Annotated in this window: 13 protein-coding genes; 6 read left to right on the top strand and 7 right to left on the bottom strand. The window is 40.0% G+C overall.

What is annotated here, in order from left to right; all coding sequences use genetic code 11:
- Positions 1–59: 59 nt before the first annotated feature.
- The 5 genes from QE382_RS11080 to QE382_RS11060 form a co-directional block, all read right to left on the bottom strand.
- Positions 60–623, bottom strand: a complete 564-nt coding sequence (locus QE382_RS11080; RefSeq protein ID WP_307185940.1) for a hypothetical protein — start codon at positions 621–623, stop codon at positions 60–62.
- Positions 624–669: 46 nt separating this feature from the next.
- A complete protein-coding gene (locus QE382_RS11075) occupies positions 670–1233 on the bottom strand; it encodes a hypothetical protein (RefSeq protein ID WP_307185939.1) in 564 nt (187 codons plus the stop codon).
- Positions 1234–1865: 632 nt separating this feature from the next.
- A complete protein-coding gene (locus tag QE382_RS11070) occupies positions 1866–2396 on the bottom strand; it encodes a dihydrofolate reductase family protein (protein WP_307185938.1) in 531 nt (176 codons plus the stop codon).
- Between the two features lie 73 nt (positions 2397–2469).
- A complete protein-coding gene (locus QE382_RS11065) occupies positions 2470–3204 on the bottom strand; it encodes an AraC family transcriptional regulator (protein WP_307185937.1) in 735 nt (244 codons plus the stop codon).
- Positions 3205–3504: 300 nt separating this feature from the next.
- Positions 3505–3918, bottom strand: coding sequence for a hypothetical protein (locus QE382_RS11060; protein WP_307185936.1), 414 nt, complete (start codon positions 3916–3918; stop codon positions 3505–3507).
- 371 nt (positions 3919–4289) lie between these two features.
- On the opposite strand from QE382_RS11060, the gene QE382_RS11055 reads away from it, so the two are divergent.
- Positions 4290–4514 carry a hypothetical protein gene (locus QE382_RS11055; RefSeq protein WP_307185935.1) on the top strand — a complete coding sequence of 75 codons (225 nt, stop codon included), beginning with the start codon at positions 4290–4292 and terminating at the stop codon, positions 4512–4514.
- Between the two features lie 46 nt (positions 4515–4560).
- Here QE382_RS11055 and QE382_RS11050 read toward each other — a convergent pair whose 3' ends face one another.
- Complete coding sequence (locus QE382_RS11050) at positions 4561–5541, bottom strand: SDR family oxidoreductase (protein WP_307185934.1); 981 nt, start codon at positions 5539–5541, stop codon at positions 4561–4563.
- 318 nt (positions 5542–5859) lie between these two features.
- On the opposite strand from QE382_RS11050, the gene QE382_RS11045 reads away from it, so the two are divergent.
- Positions 5860–6357, top strand: a complete 498-nt coding sequence (locus tag QE382_RS11045) for a hypothetical protein (protein WP_307185933.1) — start codon at positions 5860–5862, stop codon at positions 6355–6357.
- 210 nt (positions 6358–6567) lie between these two features.
- Here the strand turns inward: QE382_RS11045 and QE382_RS11040 are convergent, their stop codons facing one another.
- Positions 6568–8166, bottom strand: a complete 1599-nt coding sequence (locus QE382_RS11040) for a xylulokinase (protein ID WP_307185932.1) — start codon at positions 8164–8166, stop codon at positions 6568–6570.
- A gap of 273 nt (positions 8167–8439) precedes the next feature.
- Between QE382_RS11040 and QE382_RS11035 the strand changes: the two genes are divergently transcribed.
- The 4 genes from QE382_RS11035 to QE382_RS11020 all read left to right on the top strand — a co-directional run bounded on the left by QE382_RS11035 (position 8440) and on the right by QE382_RS11020 (position 17589).
- The gene (locus QE382_RS11035; protein ID WP_307185931.1) at positions 8440–9642 is read left to right on the top strand and encodes an MFS transporter; all 1203 of its coding nucleotides are present in this window, start codon (positions 8440–8442) and stop codon (positions 9640–9642) included.
- A gap of 306 nt (positions 9643–9948) precedes the next feature.
- Positions 9949–12759: a SusC/RagA family TonB-linked outer membrane protein gene (locus QE382_RS11030; RefSeq protein ID WP_307185930.1), complete on the top strand. Its 2811-nt coding sequence runs from the start codon at positions 9949–9951 to the stop codon at positions 12757–12759.
- Positions 12760–12770: 11 nt separating this feature from the next.
- Positions 12771–14465: a RagB/SusD family nutrient uptake outer membrane protein gene (locus QE382_RS11025; RefSeq protein WP_307185929.1), complete on the top strand. Its 1695-nt coding sequence runs from the start codon at positions 12771–12773 to the stop codon at positions 14463–14465.
- 22 nt (positions 14466–14487) lie between these two features.
- A complete protein-coding gene (locus QE382_RS11020; RefSeq protein WP_307185928.1) occupies positions 14488–17589 on the top strand; it encodes a SusC/RagA family TonB-linked outer membrane protein in 3102 nt (1033 codons plus the stop codon).
- Position 17590 lies beyond the last annotated feature (1 nt).

Raw genomic sequence — 17590 nt, 5'->3', positions numbered from 1 at the left:
GAAAAACCCCTTTGAAACGATGAAAAACACTCACATATTTCTTCTAGAATTCTAAAAGGCTACATTCCCGGAGGAGTGCGATAGGTTAAGATTTCTGTTCCATTAGACTTTTTCACAATCTCCTTTGTATTTCTAAAGATTAGCGTATGACTTCCAAGTTTGCTATAGGATACAAAGTCTCCATCCGGAGTTTGTTTGCATATAACAAACATATGCCAGCCACCGTCTACCGGAAGTGAGATAATAACTTTTTTTTCGGACTTCAACTCATTAGCTATCGTTTGAAAAAGACTGTCGATCGGAAAGGTTGCATCCAGGGGCAAAACAAATTTTTGAGAAAAGGTAATACCGTATAATTCTCTATTGTCAAAATCACGGAAAGAACCATCAGTCTTATTCTGCCATTCATTTTGTAAACCGTCAAAATCAAAATCAACCACTTTATAATACTTTAGTATCATCTCGACAGCGGATGGGATGCAAGACATTTGAAAGAGTTGATTGTGGTTATTGACGACAGTATCAAAGAACTCAAAATCATCATCTTTTTGTGTTTGAGCCTTCAAATGAAAACCGATAGATGTGGATAGTAACACACTTAAAATAAAGAGCATCTTTTTCATAATTTAAATTATTTTTGATGATAGCGCAAGACATGATTATATTTTTCTATTCATTAGATGAAATGCTGTACGTTATGATTTCTGTTCCGTTAGATTTCTTTACAATCTCTTTTGTATTTCTGAGTATCGTTGTGTGGCTGCCTTGTTTGCTGTATGAAACTAATTCACCATCCGGACTCTTTTTATAGACGACAAAAATGGACCAGCCTGTTTCCACCTGAAGTGCGATAATTACCTTTTTACCAGATTTCAATTCATTATCTATCGTTTGAAAAAGACTATCCATTGGAAAACTTTCATCCCGGGGCAATACAAATTTCTGAGAAAAAGTAATCCCATATAGTTCTTTTTGGTCAAAATCACGGAAAGAGCCATCTATTTTATTCTGCCATTTAAGTTGCAAGTCATAGAAATTAAAATCTACCGCTTTGCAATACTTTAGCACCATTTCGATAGCTGAAGGAATACCTGAAGGCCAAAAGATCTGATTGTGATTGTTGACGACAGTATCAAAAAAATCATAATTATTGTTTTTTTGTGTTTGTGCCTTCGCTTGAAAAATAACCGATGCGGATATTAACAAGAATAAAATAAATAGCATCCTTTTCATAAGTTAGCTTATTTTTGGTTAGTTGAACTTCAACTTTGCAGTTAAAAATGTTATCGTTTTCACCATATCTCATACTTTACTTTTTTGGTTTATTTTGATCGCAATTTTTTATCAACGATTTTACTTCAATTAACTTAGCCTAAGTTATCATTTTTAGATTATCAACCTTTCGCAAAATGACGTTCGAGGTAACAAAATGGAATTTCCTGCTTTAAATTATTCACTTGATATCTGAAGTTTTTCTCAAATATTGGGAGATTCCATGTGAAGCTTTACAATTGCAGAAAAATACATGAAAAGCAAAAATTTCAATAGTCTTTATGTCTCAATTTGTTGCCAATTTTTATTAATATTATTTGACGTTCAGACCTTAAGTCGATATTCGTTGACGAGCTTTAGTAGCGGTTGTAAAAATAATACTTATCAGCATCACCTGTAAAACGTTTTTACGTTACAGGGCAACTCTAAAGATGATGAGTCACTCTTTTTTGCTTCTTATTCAATGACATTTAAAAATGTTAATCATGTCAGTAGAATTAACAAAATATATTGGAAGAGTGCCATGTGAAAAGCAGTTTCAATACTTAACCAAGTAGGATAGCCCTTAAATTAACTTCTCAGCTGGCCGCTCTTTATGTACACTTATAATGTAGTTGAATCAACCCGGTATCAAAGACTTTTGATGTCATAAATTGTAGGGCTTGCTCAGGTCTTCCGTCTTTGAATAGTTTTGTCCCATTACCTAGGAGAATTGGAATAACCGAGATGACAAAATCGTCTATTAAGCCACACTTTAAAAACGCATTGATTACTTCCGCCCCACCATCGCAATAGATATTTTTTCCAGCTAGTGATTTTAGTTGGGCTACCAATTCGATTAAGTCACCTGTGTAAAAAATCGTCCTACCCACTTTTGGTTTCTCTGTTCTTGTGATAACATAAACATCTCGCTGTCCATTGTCGTAATGGGTGGCCCCAATTTCGCGAACGACATAGTCGTAAGTTTTTCTGCCGACAATGATGGTATCAATTTGACACATAAATTCAGTGTAGCCATAGTCTTCTCCTTCTTTTTCGACCAATTTTAAAAAGCTCAAGTCATCGTTAGGCTTTGCAATATAGCCATCTAGGCTCATTGCAATAAAAAGTGAAATTTTTCGCATATGTTTAGCGTTCTAAAGTTTCTGCAAATTTAAGACTAGGCTATCGTAGTTATTTTGTAAAAATGCGACAAAATTAAAGTGACGATGGTAAAAGGCCAGTATTCCGTCTGATTTCAAGACTCAGATGCGAATGATCATAATAGCCACACTCAAAAGCGATATCCATCAGACTGCGACTGTCTGTCGAATTTCTGATCAAGGACAAAGCATGCTGAAAACGGATAATGTTCGAATATTGCTTTGGCGATAGTCCAATAAATTTTTTAAAATTTCGTTCCAGCTGTCTGACGGTTGTACAATTTCTTTTTGCCAGATCAAAAATGCTAATTCTTCCCTTTGACACATGTATATCCCCAATAACAGTGTGTAAGTGTTTTTTTTGGGTAATTATTCTTTCGAAATAAAAACGATCAAAAAAATTGAAATGCTCTTCAAGTACTTTATCGACATTAAAAGAGATGTTTTTTTCAAATTCGACCGTAGTGTTTGTCAATTCATTTTGAGCAGCAAAACGGTAGAAATTAGCAAAAGTTGCAGGTTTTAAACAAACACCAATGAGATGTGTATCGTTATCAATAAGACTATCTTTAAAAGCATTCATAGCACCTACTACATAGGTTTTTCCATAATCCATTGAGAAACAACCATTATCAGTCAAACATTTATTTCCTAAATTCAATAGGATGCCAGCACAACCATCGGGAAAAACCCGCTCCCACCCCTTTTCAGATTCATTTCCGCTAAGTTCCCAATAAAAATGAATATAGGGTTCTAACTCTTTGCAAGGCTTTGCTTTCTTATATTCCATTTGCTCTCTAAAACTTCATCAAAATTAAATACCAAAGTTTTTTGCTTATTTGCGCTTTACCCTACCTATTTGTTTTAACTAAATTACAGAATATTGATTTTCTTAAAAAATCTTACAAATGGGCAATAGGGACACTTCTAGTTATGATAATGACGCTTAACTTGCGCATTACGTATGCTATTTTTTCTATTTTTGCCTCACCAGCTGCCACTAAAAAATCTAGACAACACCTATAAATTTATCGGTCTCTCAATTTTAATGACATAATTTAATGACATGAATAGAACGGTGGAAAATCCGTTATTTGTACCTAGAGAAGAAAGCGCTGTCTATAAAAGGACCTTTTTCATCATTCATCTTTTTTGTACGGTACAAAAGAAACTTCCCAGAAGGTAGAATCTCTGCATAGGGGGCTCTCAGATCTGTAGTGCTTTGCAGCATGACCAATTTATTACCTCTTGGCCACGCTCTATAGGCATCAATCATCGGTTCCTTACCCCGGCCGATTTCATACCAATCGTTAATGGTAAAATAATCCTGTCCCTTTTCATGATAGATCGATAGATGTCTTTTATTTTTTTTGTCGAACCAATTACCTTCGATACTTTGAATACCTGCCTCATGATTTTTCCTCGTACGCTGAGCACTACAATTGCTGTGAGCGAAAAAATATGCATAACAGAAAATTAAAACACATAACTTGATATTTATCATAATCTTATCCGTTTGGTCATTATTAATCCGACACATCCTGAATTGCTGAAGCGATACCAGCCGTGCTTTCGTAAAAATACAAAACAAAAAGGTTTATTGAAAGTTCAATCGAAAGAAGATACTTCACTCAGAAGAGGCCCAATGAACCCATAGATGTGATAAATGGAAATTTCATAAACAGCTTGATCATCAGAATTTCAACACTTATTGATAATACAACAATTACATATTAAATTTGATAAAGGATTACGGCCTTCGGTAATTCTCATCTAATTATAGTAAAAAGTGTCGCCGAGTAAATGAGTTATATACCACCACGATGAATATGCTTAGAATTTTTAATCAAAACATTCCTTTACGAAAAAGCACTTATGATGCAGTATAGAGACATTGCAAAAAAAATAATTGATTTGAAAAATGCAGACTTAGCATTAAGGGATAAGCTTATTTATGAGGGTAAACTAAGCGATGGGTATAATGAAGAAATGAAGACCTTACACAATAAAAATGCTCAGATTTTGGACAAAATCATGAACACATATTCAAAAGGAGTTGCAATCAGCTTATCGCCGATTGCAACACAAGATAACACTTAGATAGATATTTGACAAAACAGTTGATGCCGTAGTAGATCGTACCAGCTTAAGGTTGCCCGCCGCCTCCTGCAGCTCCATAAATCTGTCCGTTAGCATAACTGGCATCCGATGCGGCAAGCTGAACATAGATCGATGCTAGTTCCGCTGGTTGACCGGGTCGTCCCATGGGCGTGTCCCCTCCAAAGTTCACAAGTTTTTCTTGTGTTGCACCGCCACTCACTTGTAGCGGTGTCCAAATAGGTCCAGGAGCTACACCATTCACGCGAATACCCTTTGGTCCTAGCTGTTTCGCAAGAGATCGTATATAGTTTGTTGTAGCGGCCTTTGTCTGCGCGTAATCGTAAAGATCTTCCGATGGATCTGTCGCCTGTACTGATGTTGTTCCTATAATAACTGAACCGGGTTTCAAATGTGGTAAAGCGGCTTTAATAAGCCAAAATGGAGCATAAATGTTAGTCTTCATGGTCGCATCAAATTCTTCAGTTGTAATATCCAATATGGAAGGTTTTGTCTGCTGCCGGGCAGCGTTATTGACCAAAATATCTAAACCACCCAACTGGTTTGTAGCCTCTTGTATTAGACGCGTACAGAACTTTTCTTCCCGAAGATCACCCGGAATTGCCACCGCTTTTCGCCCTGCAGCTTTGATCAACGCAACAACTTCTTTAGCATCAGACTCCTCATCTGGCAGATAGTTAATAGCCACATCGGCTCCCTCACGCGCATACGCGATTGCGGCAGCTCGCCCCATTCCAGAATCTCCGCCAGTAATTAAAGCTTTACGACCATTCAATCGACCACTTCCTTTATATGATTCTTCTCCGTGGTCGGGTTTTGGATTCATTTTACTGCTCAATCCAGGCCAAGGCTGGATTTGCTTTTGAAAAGGCGGTCTAGGATATTTGTCATTTGGATTCTGTAAAATAGAATTTCCACCCTGCTGAGCTTCAGCTGGCCGCCATCCTCCCACTAATCCTAAAGCTAACACACTAGTACCTATTGCTCCCAAAGCCTTACGTCTATCCATTTTTGCTGGTTTTTCCATTTTCTCTATAAATTTATAATGACTGAATCAATTTTAGGTGAGCGAATCTCTATCTTACGCTCGCCACATATATACAATTTTGTAAAAAACTAACAGCGACCGCAGTACTTTCGTTCGATCAAAGCTAATGGATTCGACAATTCACGCATAAATCGGTCACAAAAAGTAGAAACACGTTGCTCATTAAAAAATGTAAACGGCGTATAGCTGGACTTTCACGTATAAAGTGGCATTTATAGCGTAGTTAATCAATCAACAATTGTTTAATATGCGGTGTCCTACAAATAAAATATGTGTAACATGAACAGGAAAAAAATTACGCACGATCAGCATCAAGGTATGCCTATCATTGCATTGGCGATAATCTCGCAACAGGACCCCGCTCAAGATCTTTTCGAATATGAATCCGAGGAAGATCCAGAGATCTCAAAAGAGGATGATCTGGATATCCCAGAAGAAAGTGGTTTTGAAGAAGATAGTGAATTTGACGATGAAACCATAGCCGAAGAGGATGATCTGGATATCCCAGAAGAAAGTGGTTTTGAAGAAGATAGTGAATTTGACGATAAAACCATAGCCGAAGAGGATGATCTGGATATCCCAGAAGAAAGTGGTTTTGAAGAAGAAAGCGAATTTGACGATGAAACCATAGCCGAAGAGGATGATCTGGATATCCAAGAAGAAAGTGGTTTTGAAGAAGAAAGCGAATTTGACGATGAAACCATAGCCGAAGATGAAGAAGCAAATGATGCAGAAGGGCTCCCGCTTCAATCGCCAACAGAGCCTTCTGACATTTAGGAAGAGATCATTTAATAATCAACAACATGAAATACTTAAGCAAACGGATTAACTTAATATGTAATCCGTTTGCCATAGTGAATTAATCATACAACTAGCTTCTCTTCAAACCCATAGATCGGTGTATCGAATCTATGGGTTGTATAGTTTCTAGTTTATTGAATAACAGATACCGTTAATAGACCAATTTTAAAAGCAACTTGTGACACTTTAGGAATAATTCTCAGCTGCTTTTGCTATCACTAATCCTCTTTTATAACGCATCAAAAATTCATCAAATCCCTCTTTGTCCATTCGATCAGGATACACTATTTGATATTCCTTTTTTTGAAATACATTACTGGAAAGGTAAGCGCTGAGGGTCTCTCCTTCCAACCTATCTTTTACGTAAGAAGCAAGAATAGCCATCCCCCACGCCCCACCTTCCCCAGCTGTTGACATTACGGAGATTGGTACATTGAGCGCTGCTGCACAGATTTTTTGTACGACTTCCGGTGTCTTGAATAAGCCTCCGTGCGCACATATGTGATCAAAAGAAAAATTTTCATTATTTGTTAATATATCCATTCCTATCCTGAGCACGGCAAAAGCTGAAAAAAGTTGCGTCCGCATAAAGTTTGCAAGATTGAAATTGCTTTCGGCTGTGCGAATAAATAGTGGCCGTCCCTTTACTATTTCTGTAATATTTTCGGCTGAATAATAACCATAGCTCATTAAACCTCCGCAATCCTGATCACCTGACATTGCTTGATTGAATAATACGTTGAATAATTCGTCTCTATCTGCTTTCAATCCCATACTTTTACAAAATTCACCGAATATATTAATCCATGCATTAATATCGCTGGAACAATTATTAGCCAGAATAATCCCTATCGGATTTCCTTCAGGTGTTGCCATAATATCTATTTCAGAATAGATGTTACTAAGCTTTTTTTCCAAAACAAATTGTGCAAAAATAGATGTACCCACAGATATGTTTCCTGTACGCTTTTGAATACTGTTTGTTGCAACAATACCCGTTGCGCCGTCTCCTTCCGGAGCGCACATTGGAATACCTCCACCTAATAAACCAGACGGATCTAACAATATGGCACCCTGCCCATTCAGATTTCCTGCAGGTTCACCGGCTATCCGGACAACTGGCATGATGTCCAATAGTGTCCAAGAGTATTTCCTGTCAGCAATCAAAGTGTCAAACTTATGAATTAACCCCTCATCAAATTGCTTTTTTATTTCATCCACAGGAAACATGCCCGAAGCATCACCTATTCCCAAAACCTTTTCACCGGTCAAAAGCCAATGCACATATCCAGACAATGTTGTGATATAATTGATATCACTGACATGCGGTTCATTATCCAAAATAGCTTGATAGAGATGAGATATACTCCAACGTTGGGGAATCTTACTTTTAAAACTTCGAGTGAGCTGTGAAGATGCTTCTGACGTTGTTGCATTACGCCAAGTACGGAATGGCACCAGTAATTTTCCAGATTTATTGAGTACAATATAGCCCTGCATCATTGCGGAACATCCAATGGAACCTATTTTCCGTAATGGAATACCAAATTTACTTTGTACCTCTGTTGAAACTTGTCTAAAAGCTTCCTGTATACCCGTAATTATTTCTTTTTCACAGTAGGTCCAAAAACCGTCGATAAGTTTATTCTCCCAATCGTAGATACCGGAACTAATGATTTCAAAATTTGGATCGATTAATACAGCTTTGATCCGAGTTGAACCCAGTTCAATACCGAGAGCAGTGTTGCCCTGTAATATGCTTTCTCTAACGATACGAGAATCCATAAAATAGTAATTTAATGGTCTTCAACTATTAAATTAGATTAACGGCTAATTCTGTGTCAGACCAACGGTGAATAAATAACATGCCTAAAATCTATGCTCACTAGTATGTAAATGTAGTCGACATTTTTATCATTCACTGGTAGAAATGACAAAAAACAGGGTAAATTTGTATAAGTATAAATCGTTATTCGCTAGATAAGGATATCTTCGTTTGGCACCTTCTTCGATGACCTTTGATATTCAGCTTTTATTTAATTTAAAAATGCATACATAATGAGGCAAAACAGTGTTTCGGAATTCTCTTCGCGCATTACCTATAAATTCGTACTTATGTTAAGTCTCTGTCACCTGATCAATGACAGCATACAGTCTCTTATTCCTGCGATTCATCCAATTGTCAAAGAAGAATTTTCTTTAAATTTTACACAAATTGGGATCATAACGCTGGTGTTTCAGTTCTCATCATCACTATTACAGCCTGTAGTAGGTTTTATTATTGACAGAAAACATTATCCCTACTTGTTTCCCATAGGCATGTTAATTAGTCTCACCGGCATCATCCTTCTCGCCATTTGCTCCAGTTATGTATTGCTGCTGGTAGCTGTAGCTACAGTAGGTGCGGGATCGGCGATATTTCATCCGGAGGCTTCACGTATAGCCTATATATGCTCCAAGAATAAACGGGGATTGACGCAATCAATCTTTCAATTGGGCGGAAACTTTGGATCTGCTCTAGGCCCTATATTAGCAGCTCTACTAGTAGCATCTTATGGCAGGTTGAATGTTTTTTGGATGTCACCGGTAGCGCTAATCGCTGTTGTCATTATGTTTTACATCTCAAAATGGTTTAATACAAAATCAATTGAGAATAGGAGAAACTCAAAGAAAAGTACTGGAAATGCTTCCAACCAATGTATACAGCGAAAAACTATAGTTCTTTCGATTACTATATTGTTAATACTTATTTTCTCCAAATATTTCTACTCTTCAAGCATTTCAAGCTATTATACATTCTATTTGATCAATAAATTTGGTGTTTCTATCCAGCAATCCCAGTGGTACTTATTTATCTATCTCTTAGCAGTAGCGCTTGGAACAATGATTGGTGGCCCGCTAGGCGATAAGATAGGACGAAAATATGTCATCTGGATTTCCATACTCGGTGCATCACCATTTGCGCTTGCACTCCCCTATGCAAATCTTCCCTGCACCGTTGTTCTCACTTTCATTATAGGCATGATCATTGCCTCGGCATTCTCCGCCATATTGTTATATGCGCAAGAACTTTTGCCTCAAAATATAGGAATGATTTCTGGATTATTTTTTGGTCTTTCATTCGGTATGGGGGGTATTGGATCAGCCGTTATTGGGGCAATAGCAGATAGTCACGGCATTGATTACATATATCGCATATGTTCATACTTACCACTTGTAGGTTTGGTAGCAGTATTTCTTCCTACGACGAAGAAATTGTAGATACCGGATTCGTCCAAAGAGATTTTCCCAAAACGTAATTGAGATTCGTAAACATCAAAACGGATCATTCTAACCGTGAAACCGTTCCCAAAATTTGGGAACGGTTTCATTAAAAAAAAAGCATTCTAGCAAACCTTTCCGAATACAACTATAATATCTTTGGGTATTGACTAACCGAATATAATAGCCCTACGAGCCTTATTTTATAATACGATAAGCATAAGATAACGGTAACAACTTTTCCATGTAGGCTGCGAAATTCGTTATGATCAAATGTTAAAAGACCAATTTTAAACCAACTAAGGTATGTTAGAATTACAAAGTTTGCTTAAATCTAAGACAGCTTATGCTATGCTCTTTTGTTTTCCCTTGTGGAGCTATGCGCAGCAAGATGTCTCTTTAGAGAAAACTCTAGAGCAAGATTCTATCAGTAACATCAATCAATTAATCTATTTCAATACACCTAAGCAGTACTCTACAGCTTCGGTGTCCAAATTACCGGGCAATGCACTCGCCTCAACTCCGGTATTTGGCTACCTTACTGCAGCGGCGGGACAATTGTCCGGTCTAAAGGTTAGCCAAAACAATGGACAGCCATTAAATGAAGACATGAGCTATCAACTCAGGGGCCGCCCGCCGATCATACTAATCGATGGCATTCCCCGTTCTGTCACAGAAATTGGCATGCAGGAGATCGAATCAATTTCGGTATTGAAAGATGCTGTCTCCCTAGCAATGCTGGGCATCCGTGGCGCTGACGGTGCAATAGCAATTGTCACAAAAAAAGGGTACACCGATAGGACACAGATTAATTTCTCGGCTCAGTATGGCGTCCAAAAACCATTGCAAAACTTGATCGGAAAACCATTGGACGCCTATCAGTATGCCCTATTGTACAATGAAGCATTACAAAATGATGGGCTTTCCGTCACAAACAATGGTTTTAGTGAAACTGCCCTGACGAGCTTTAAAGAAGGTAATAATCCACAGGCCTATCCAAATGTAGATTGGGCTCAACAGGTCATTAAAAACAGCGCTACTGTTGCACGATACAATCTGAATACCCGCGGAGGGAACAAATATGTCAAGTATTTCGTCAATCTCGAACATCTCAGTCAAAATGGCCTACTAAAATCCAATGCCAACAACAATTATAGTACGAACACCAACGCGAGGGGTTATTTCGTCCGTTCGAATGTGGATGTCAAGCTTTCCAATTTACTGGAGGCCGGAGTGTATATCCAAGGCCGTATATTGAATGCCAACAGCCCCGGTAATGATGGTACAGATAATATCTTTCAATCAATTTTAAACACCCCTAACAGTGCATATCCAATACATAACTTAGATGGAACATTTGGCGGCTCTTCCAAATTTCAAAATAATATAGTAGCGCAGACAAACGCTTCGGGATATGCTGTTGCTAATACGCGTACGATACTAACGGACTTCTACTTAAAACGTTCATTGGATGATGTACTAAAAGGCTTGTGGCTAAAAGCCAGAGCTTCATTTTTTTCCAACCTTCGTGAAAATTACGTACGAAACAAATCGTTCGCTGTATTTCAGTTAATGAACGATGATCTCGAAGCACCAATATACAAACAGTATGGTAATAATACGGAGCAAAATAACAGCAATAACATTGCCTTTCAGAATAGATCAAATTTCCAGGAGCTCTCAATAGGCTACTCCAATGAAACCGAAAAGCATGGGATCGACCTTATGCTGTTAGCCAATCGGGACAATCTGGTCAATGGTTCAGACCTACCCTATACTGTACAGGGAATCTCCGGGCATGCTGCTTACCACTACGACAACCGCTACCTAGCTGAACTGTCTTTTGCTGTTAATGGTGCTAATCGTTACCCGAACGACGGCGGATTCAAATACGGTACATTCCCCGCTATTGGCCTTGGGTGGAATATACATCGCGAAAACTTCCTTAAGAAGTACAAATGGATAAGCAAACTCAAGCTTTTTGGATCATATGGTTTATTAGGCCGTGACAATGCGAGCTATTACACCTATATGCAAAGTTATAATGGTACTCCAGAAACTTTCTTCGGTTCGTCGGCGGGCTCGGCAGCCACAATCGGTGAATCTTATTTGGCAAATCCCAATCCTACCTGGGCTAAAGTGAAGATGTTAAACGTAGGTATCGATGGTGCACTTCTTAAAGACCGACTTATTTTTGAATTAACCTATTATAAGAACAAGTATCGTGACTTGAATATAACACGCAAGAATAATAATGCCCTGCTAGGCATCAGCTATCCCAATGAAAATATTGGAAAACAAGATTACACCGGGTTTGAAACCGAATTGGGATGGCGGAACCATAAATCCAAATTCTCCTATCATGCAATGCTTAATGCCAGCTTCCAACAATCGAAAATGGTCTACCAAGCCGAACCTGCATTGCCCTATTTTTGGATGACCGCTACAGGACATCCTGTTGGACAAACCATAGGTTATATTGCCGAAGGATTATACACAAACGTGACTGAATTAGAATCGTCACCAACAATGGAGGGCTATTCACCTCAGTTGGGAGATATTCGTTACCGGGATCTGAATGGCGATGGTCTAATCAATCAATATGACCAGGGTCGAATAGGTTCTGAGAAACCACAGGTATTGCTCGGCGCAAATTTAGGCTTTAGCTTAGCCAACATCGACTTTTCAATCCTATTTCAGGGCATGATAAATCGCGAAGTCTATCTTTCTGGCAATAGTTACCGGGAATTTAACAGCGGCACGGGTCAGGCTTACAGCACACAGCTCGATCGTTGGACCATGGACAACTCGGATGCTGGCTATCCAAGATTAAGCACAGGATCGGGGCCACAAAGCGGCGCCTTTAACAACGATGTGTATTCAACCTTTTGGTTACGCAATGGCAACTACTTACGTATACGGAATATTGAATTGGGATATACGCTACCAACGGCATTAACACAACGGGCAAAAATCAAATCCGCACGGATTTTCGCGAATGGATTCAACATGTTTACATTCAGTTCCAAAACCTTTAACGGCGCCGATCCTGAAAATTTCCGTGGCCTCTACCCAATACAAAAAGTCATCAGTTTCGGTCTAAATATCCAATTATAATTCAGGGAGATATGAGAAAATCAGTAATTTGTATGCTAGTCTTCGCCATGCTCGGGATAGCATCATGCAACAAATTTGAACACCAACCGGAAGAGCGGATTCTGCTCGGGGATGTGTTTGATCCCACAGACAAGGAGGGCGTACAGGCAAAAGCCTATCTATTCGGAATCTACTCCTTCCTGCCTAACGGATTCAACCGCATAACAGGCGATATGCTTGATGCTGCAACGGATGATGCCGTACCATCTTCCGAAACATCGGATATACGGTTATTTACAAACGGTCAGTTAACCGCTGTAAATTATCCTGACAATAACTGGCAGAATAGCTATACAATTATTCGCCGAGCAAATGTATTCTTACAAAATATATCGGTAGTACCCATTCCCGAAAACCTGATCCGTCGCTTTAAAGCTGAAGCACGGTTTCTTCGGGCATTTGCGTATTTTGAGTTGTTGAAGCGCTACGGTGGAATTCCATTATTGGGCGAACAGGTATTTGACCTCAGCGATGACCTTAATTTACCCCGGGCCTCCTACGCTGAATGTGTGGATTATATCGCCATGGAGTGTGATGAAATTAAAGCAGAGCTCCCCGCAGCGTCTTCCCCACTGCTTTCTACCACTGAATATGGCCGTGCCACAAGTGAGGCAGCGTTAGCATTAAAGCTGAGATTATATCTCTACGCAGCTAGCCCACTTTTCAATGGTGGCGGTGTGAGTATCAACCCGCAAATCAAGCTCCTAAACGGCTATCCCAACAAAGACAACGGAAGATGGGCACGTACTCTTGCAACTGCCGAAGAGTTGATCGCTAAAGGTTACCATAAATTACCGGCCGGCACAGGTACCGCAGCGTATGCAAACATTTTTACGACCAAGGTAAACACAGATATAATCTTCGCCAAACAATCGGCCAATTCAACTTCATTAGAGGCAAATAATGCACCAGTGGGTTATGTTGCACCTGCGGCCAGCAACGGTCGGACAAGCCCTACTCAAAACTTTGTTAACGCCTTTCCAATGGATACCGGATTACCCTATGTGGGTTTAACTACCGATCTCAACCAATATGAAAATCGCGATCCCCGATTAAAAGCTATCCTTTTTTACAATGGGGTCAGGTGGTTGAGCAGGCCGATTGAAACATTCGAAGGTGGTTTGGATAAACCCAATAAGCCATTCTTAAATCAGACCAAGACCGCTTACTACTTACGTAAATTCTTGGGTGATTTCACAAACGCTACGACCTATGCAAATCAAAGTCATAATTTCCCCTATTTCCGTTATGCTGAAGTCCTACTAAGCTACGCCGAAGCCCTTAACGAAGTCGGTCGTACCGAAGATGCAGTCAAACAGATCACTACGATACGGGCACGGGCCGGTATTAAACCGGGCAACAATAGTCGCTATGGTATTTCAGAAGGGATTGCACAAACCGCAATGCGCGATCTTATTAAAAATGAAAGACGTATCGAACTGGCTTTCGAAGAACATCGTTTCTGGGATATCAGACGTTGGAAGGATGCTGGAGACATCAAAAATCCGCTCAAAGGTCTTGTACTCCATAAATCAGGGACATCTGTGACGGCAACCGAACAAATGCTTACCCCCTTTCATTTTGAAACCAAGTATTACCATATGCCTATACCTTATAGCGAAACGTCTAAAAATCCTGCATTGATCCAAAATGAAGGCTATTATTAATCAAAAAGATAGACACTCTAAAATGAAAAACTTAATATATTCGCTCATTGGCCTGACCACGATCACCTGCTCAACTGCTTTCGGTCAGGAAAGACAGTTGGCAGGCACCGTTCGAGGAAGCAGTGGTCCGCTCAAAGATGTGACGATTACAGAGAAAAATGTGACAAGTCACCAAACACGCACGGATGATAACGGCCACTTTAAATTAAATATCAGCAGTGGGACGATTGTAGTCAACCATCTTGGCTATTTACGCCAGGAGGTAGACGTGCAGGGAAAAAATACCATTACCATCCAATTAGTACCACGTGAACAGGAAATCGATGAAGTCATCGTGGTGGGTTATGGTAAAACCACGAAAAAGACGCTTACAGGCGCTGTAAGCTCCATTAGTGGTGACGAAATTCGGCAAAGCCCATCACCTAGCTTACAAAATACGTTGGCGGGCCGTTTAACAGGATTTACCAGTCAGCAGCGTTCAGGACAACCGGGTAACGACGGTGCCACGTTTTATGTTCGTGGAACAAGTTCTTATACCGGCAACAACCAACCGCTTATTATTGTTGATGACATCGAGTTCACCTATGCACAATTCCAAACCTTAAATGCAAATGAAGTCGAATCGATAAGCATCCTCAAAGATGCTGCAACAACCTCCATTTACGGTATCAAAGGTGCTAATGGAGTAGTCTTAGTGACAACAACACGAGGAAAGTCTGGCAAGCCTCAAATCAACTTTCAGACTGAATATGCACTGAGTCAATTAACCCGAACGCCCCGGTATTTAGATGCCTACGAATCAGCCAAACTCCTGGTCGAGTCCCAGGTCAATACAAATAACTTGAATCCAAACGCAAATTTTAAACCGCAGTTCTCAGAAGAAGACCTACAATTGTTCAAAGAAGGAACTTCTCCCTATACGCACCCCAATAATGACTGGACAGACATTCTATTGCGCAAATTTGCACCGCAATCAACAAATACACTGAATGTAACGGGTGGTACCGACCGCGCAAGATACTACGTATCTGTCGGGTATTTGAACCAAGGTGGACAATTAAAGGATTTCAGCGAAGACCTAAACAGTAAATTTTATTATAAGCGATATAATTATCGCTCAAACATAGATTTAAAAGTGAATAATGACCTCGATGTGCGTTTTGATTTCTTCGGTAGCCTAGGTGAAACTAATCGCAACAATGCCAGTGCTAACGACAATATTTTCAGCGATCTCAGCCGTACGGCCGAAACCGCGCCTTACAACTATCCCCTGTTCAATCCCGATGGTAGCCTAGGCTATAGCGTATGGCAGAGAAATTCTGCCGGCAGAAATAATAACAACCTCATTGGTCGTTTGATGTACAACGGTTACTATCGTACCCACAACAATAATATGAATCTGGCAGCCTCCGCAAATCAGAAATTGAACTTCATTACACAGGGGCTGTCTTTTAAAGGGACATTAGCCTATCGCAACGACTACGCTTACAACCGCTCTTTACAACGTCCTACCGCTGGCGGTGGTTTCCCGTCGTATATTTATGATCCGACCACCGACTCCTATTCGTTCGGCCGTCAGGACAACGTTTATCGCATCGCAACGCCAAGCTTAAACTATGGTGCTGGAAGTACCAATTATGCAATCACCTTGCAAGCCATGCTTAACTATAGCCGCAGCTTTGCACAGGCGCACCATGTCTCTGCATTGGTATTATACAACCAAAACAGTAAAAGCGCAACGGGCGCAAAAGATTATAATTTTATACCCGAAAATTTCCGGGGATACACAGCTCGTATAGGTTATGACTTCAAGAACCGATACCTGCTGGAATTGAGCGGCGCCTACAATGGATCCGATCGATTTGCAAAAGAGCGTCGATTTGGCTTCTTTCCTGCAGCCTCTATCGGATGGAACATCGCGGAAGAAAAATTTGTTAAGCAAAAACTTCCCTTTATTGATATTTTCAAGTTGCGTGGCTCCTATGGTCTAACCGGCGTTGACAATACCGGTGGAGTATATGCGTATCTTCAAAACTACAGTATCGGCAGCGGTTCGGGATTATTTGGCGAAGCAAACAATAACAGCTATGTCACCGCGGCAGAGGGTGCCTTAGGAAATAACCAGGTAACCTGGGAGAAAGAAAAGAAAATGGATATTGGTCTTGATTTAGCTTTCTTAAATCGCAAGGTGACAGCAACCATTGACTATTTTGACAACAATCGTTTTGATATCCTCACCAGCAGAGGCGCTGTTTCAGCCGTATTCGGCCAAACGCTGCCTAACGTCAACTTAGGAAAAACCAATAATAAAGGTTGGGAAGTCGAATTCGGCTATACAGGCCAAATTCAGGACAATTGGCGATACACGGTAAAAGGAACCTATTCGTTGGCAAAAAATAAGGTGTTGTTTAGAGACGAACCAGTACCGTTATACCCTTATCAAAAACAAACCGGCCAAGCGATTGGAGCAAAGCTAAAATACAGTTGGACAGGAGAGTTTTACACAACCGAAGAAATTGCGGATCCGAATGTAGCCAAACCCGCAGGCGGTCGCCCAGGGGATTTAAAATACAAAGATTTAAACGGGGACGGAATTATAAACGCGAGTGACCAATCTTTTTTTGGCTATACAAACCTGCCTAATACAACCTATGGAATTACATTGGGTGCCGGTTACAAAAATTTTAATGTTACCGTCCTCTTCCAGGGAGCCGCCAATTTCGTCGCTAGTGCCGAAGGAGCTGTTATCCATCACAACGCCAGCAAAGCACTCCCCATACACCTGCAACATTGGACTCCAGAATTAGGAAACGCAGCCAAATATCCGCAAGTATATACAAGCTCATTAAGCCAAAGCCCAAGGGATTGGTATTCGGACTTCTGGGCTATACCAGGTGACTATATCCGTCTTAAAACCGCTGAAATTAGCTATACACTAACTGCAACTACACTTCAAAAGCTTAAAATAAAACAATTGCGCATCTATAGCAGCGGCTATAACCTATTCACATGGACAAAGCTAGACAAACTATACAATTTAGACCCCGAAGTGCTGGAATCATCTGCAGACCTACCATACCCACCAACGCGTATTTTCAACTTCGGTTTAAATGTAACTTTTTAAA

Source organism: Sphingobacterium zeae, assembly GCF_030818895.1.
Lineage (GTDB): Bacteria > Bacteroidota > Bacteroidia > Sphingobacteriales > Sphingobacteriaceae > Sphingobacterium > Sphingobacterium zeae.
Note: the sequence above shows the minus strand (reverse complement) of the source record. Positions and strands in the feature narration are given on the sequence as shown.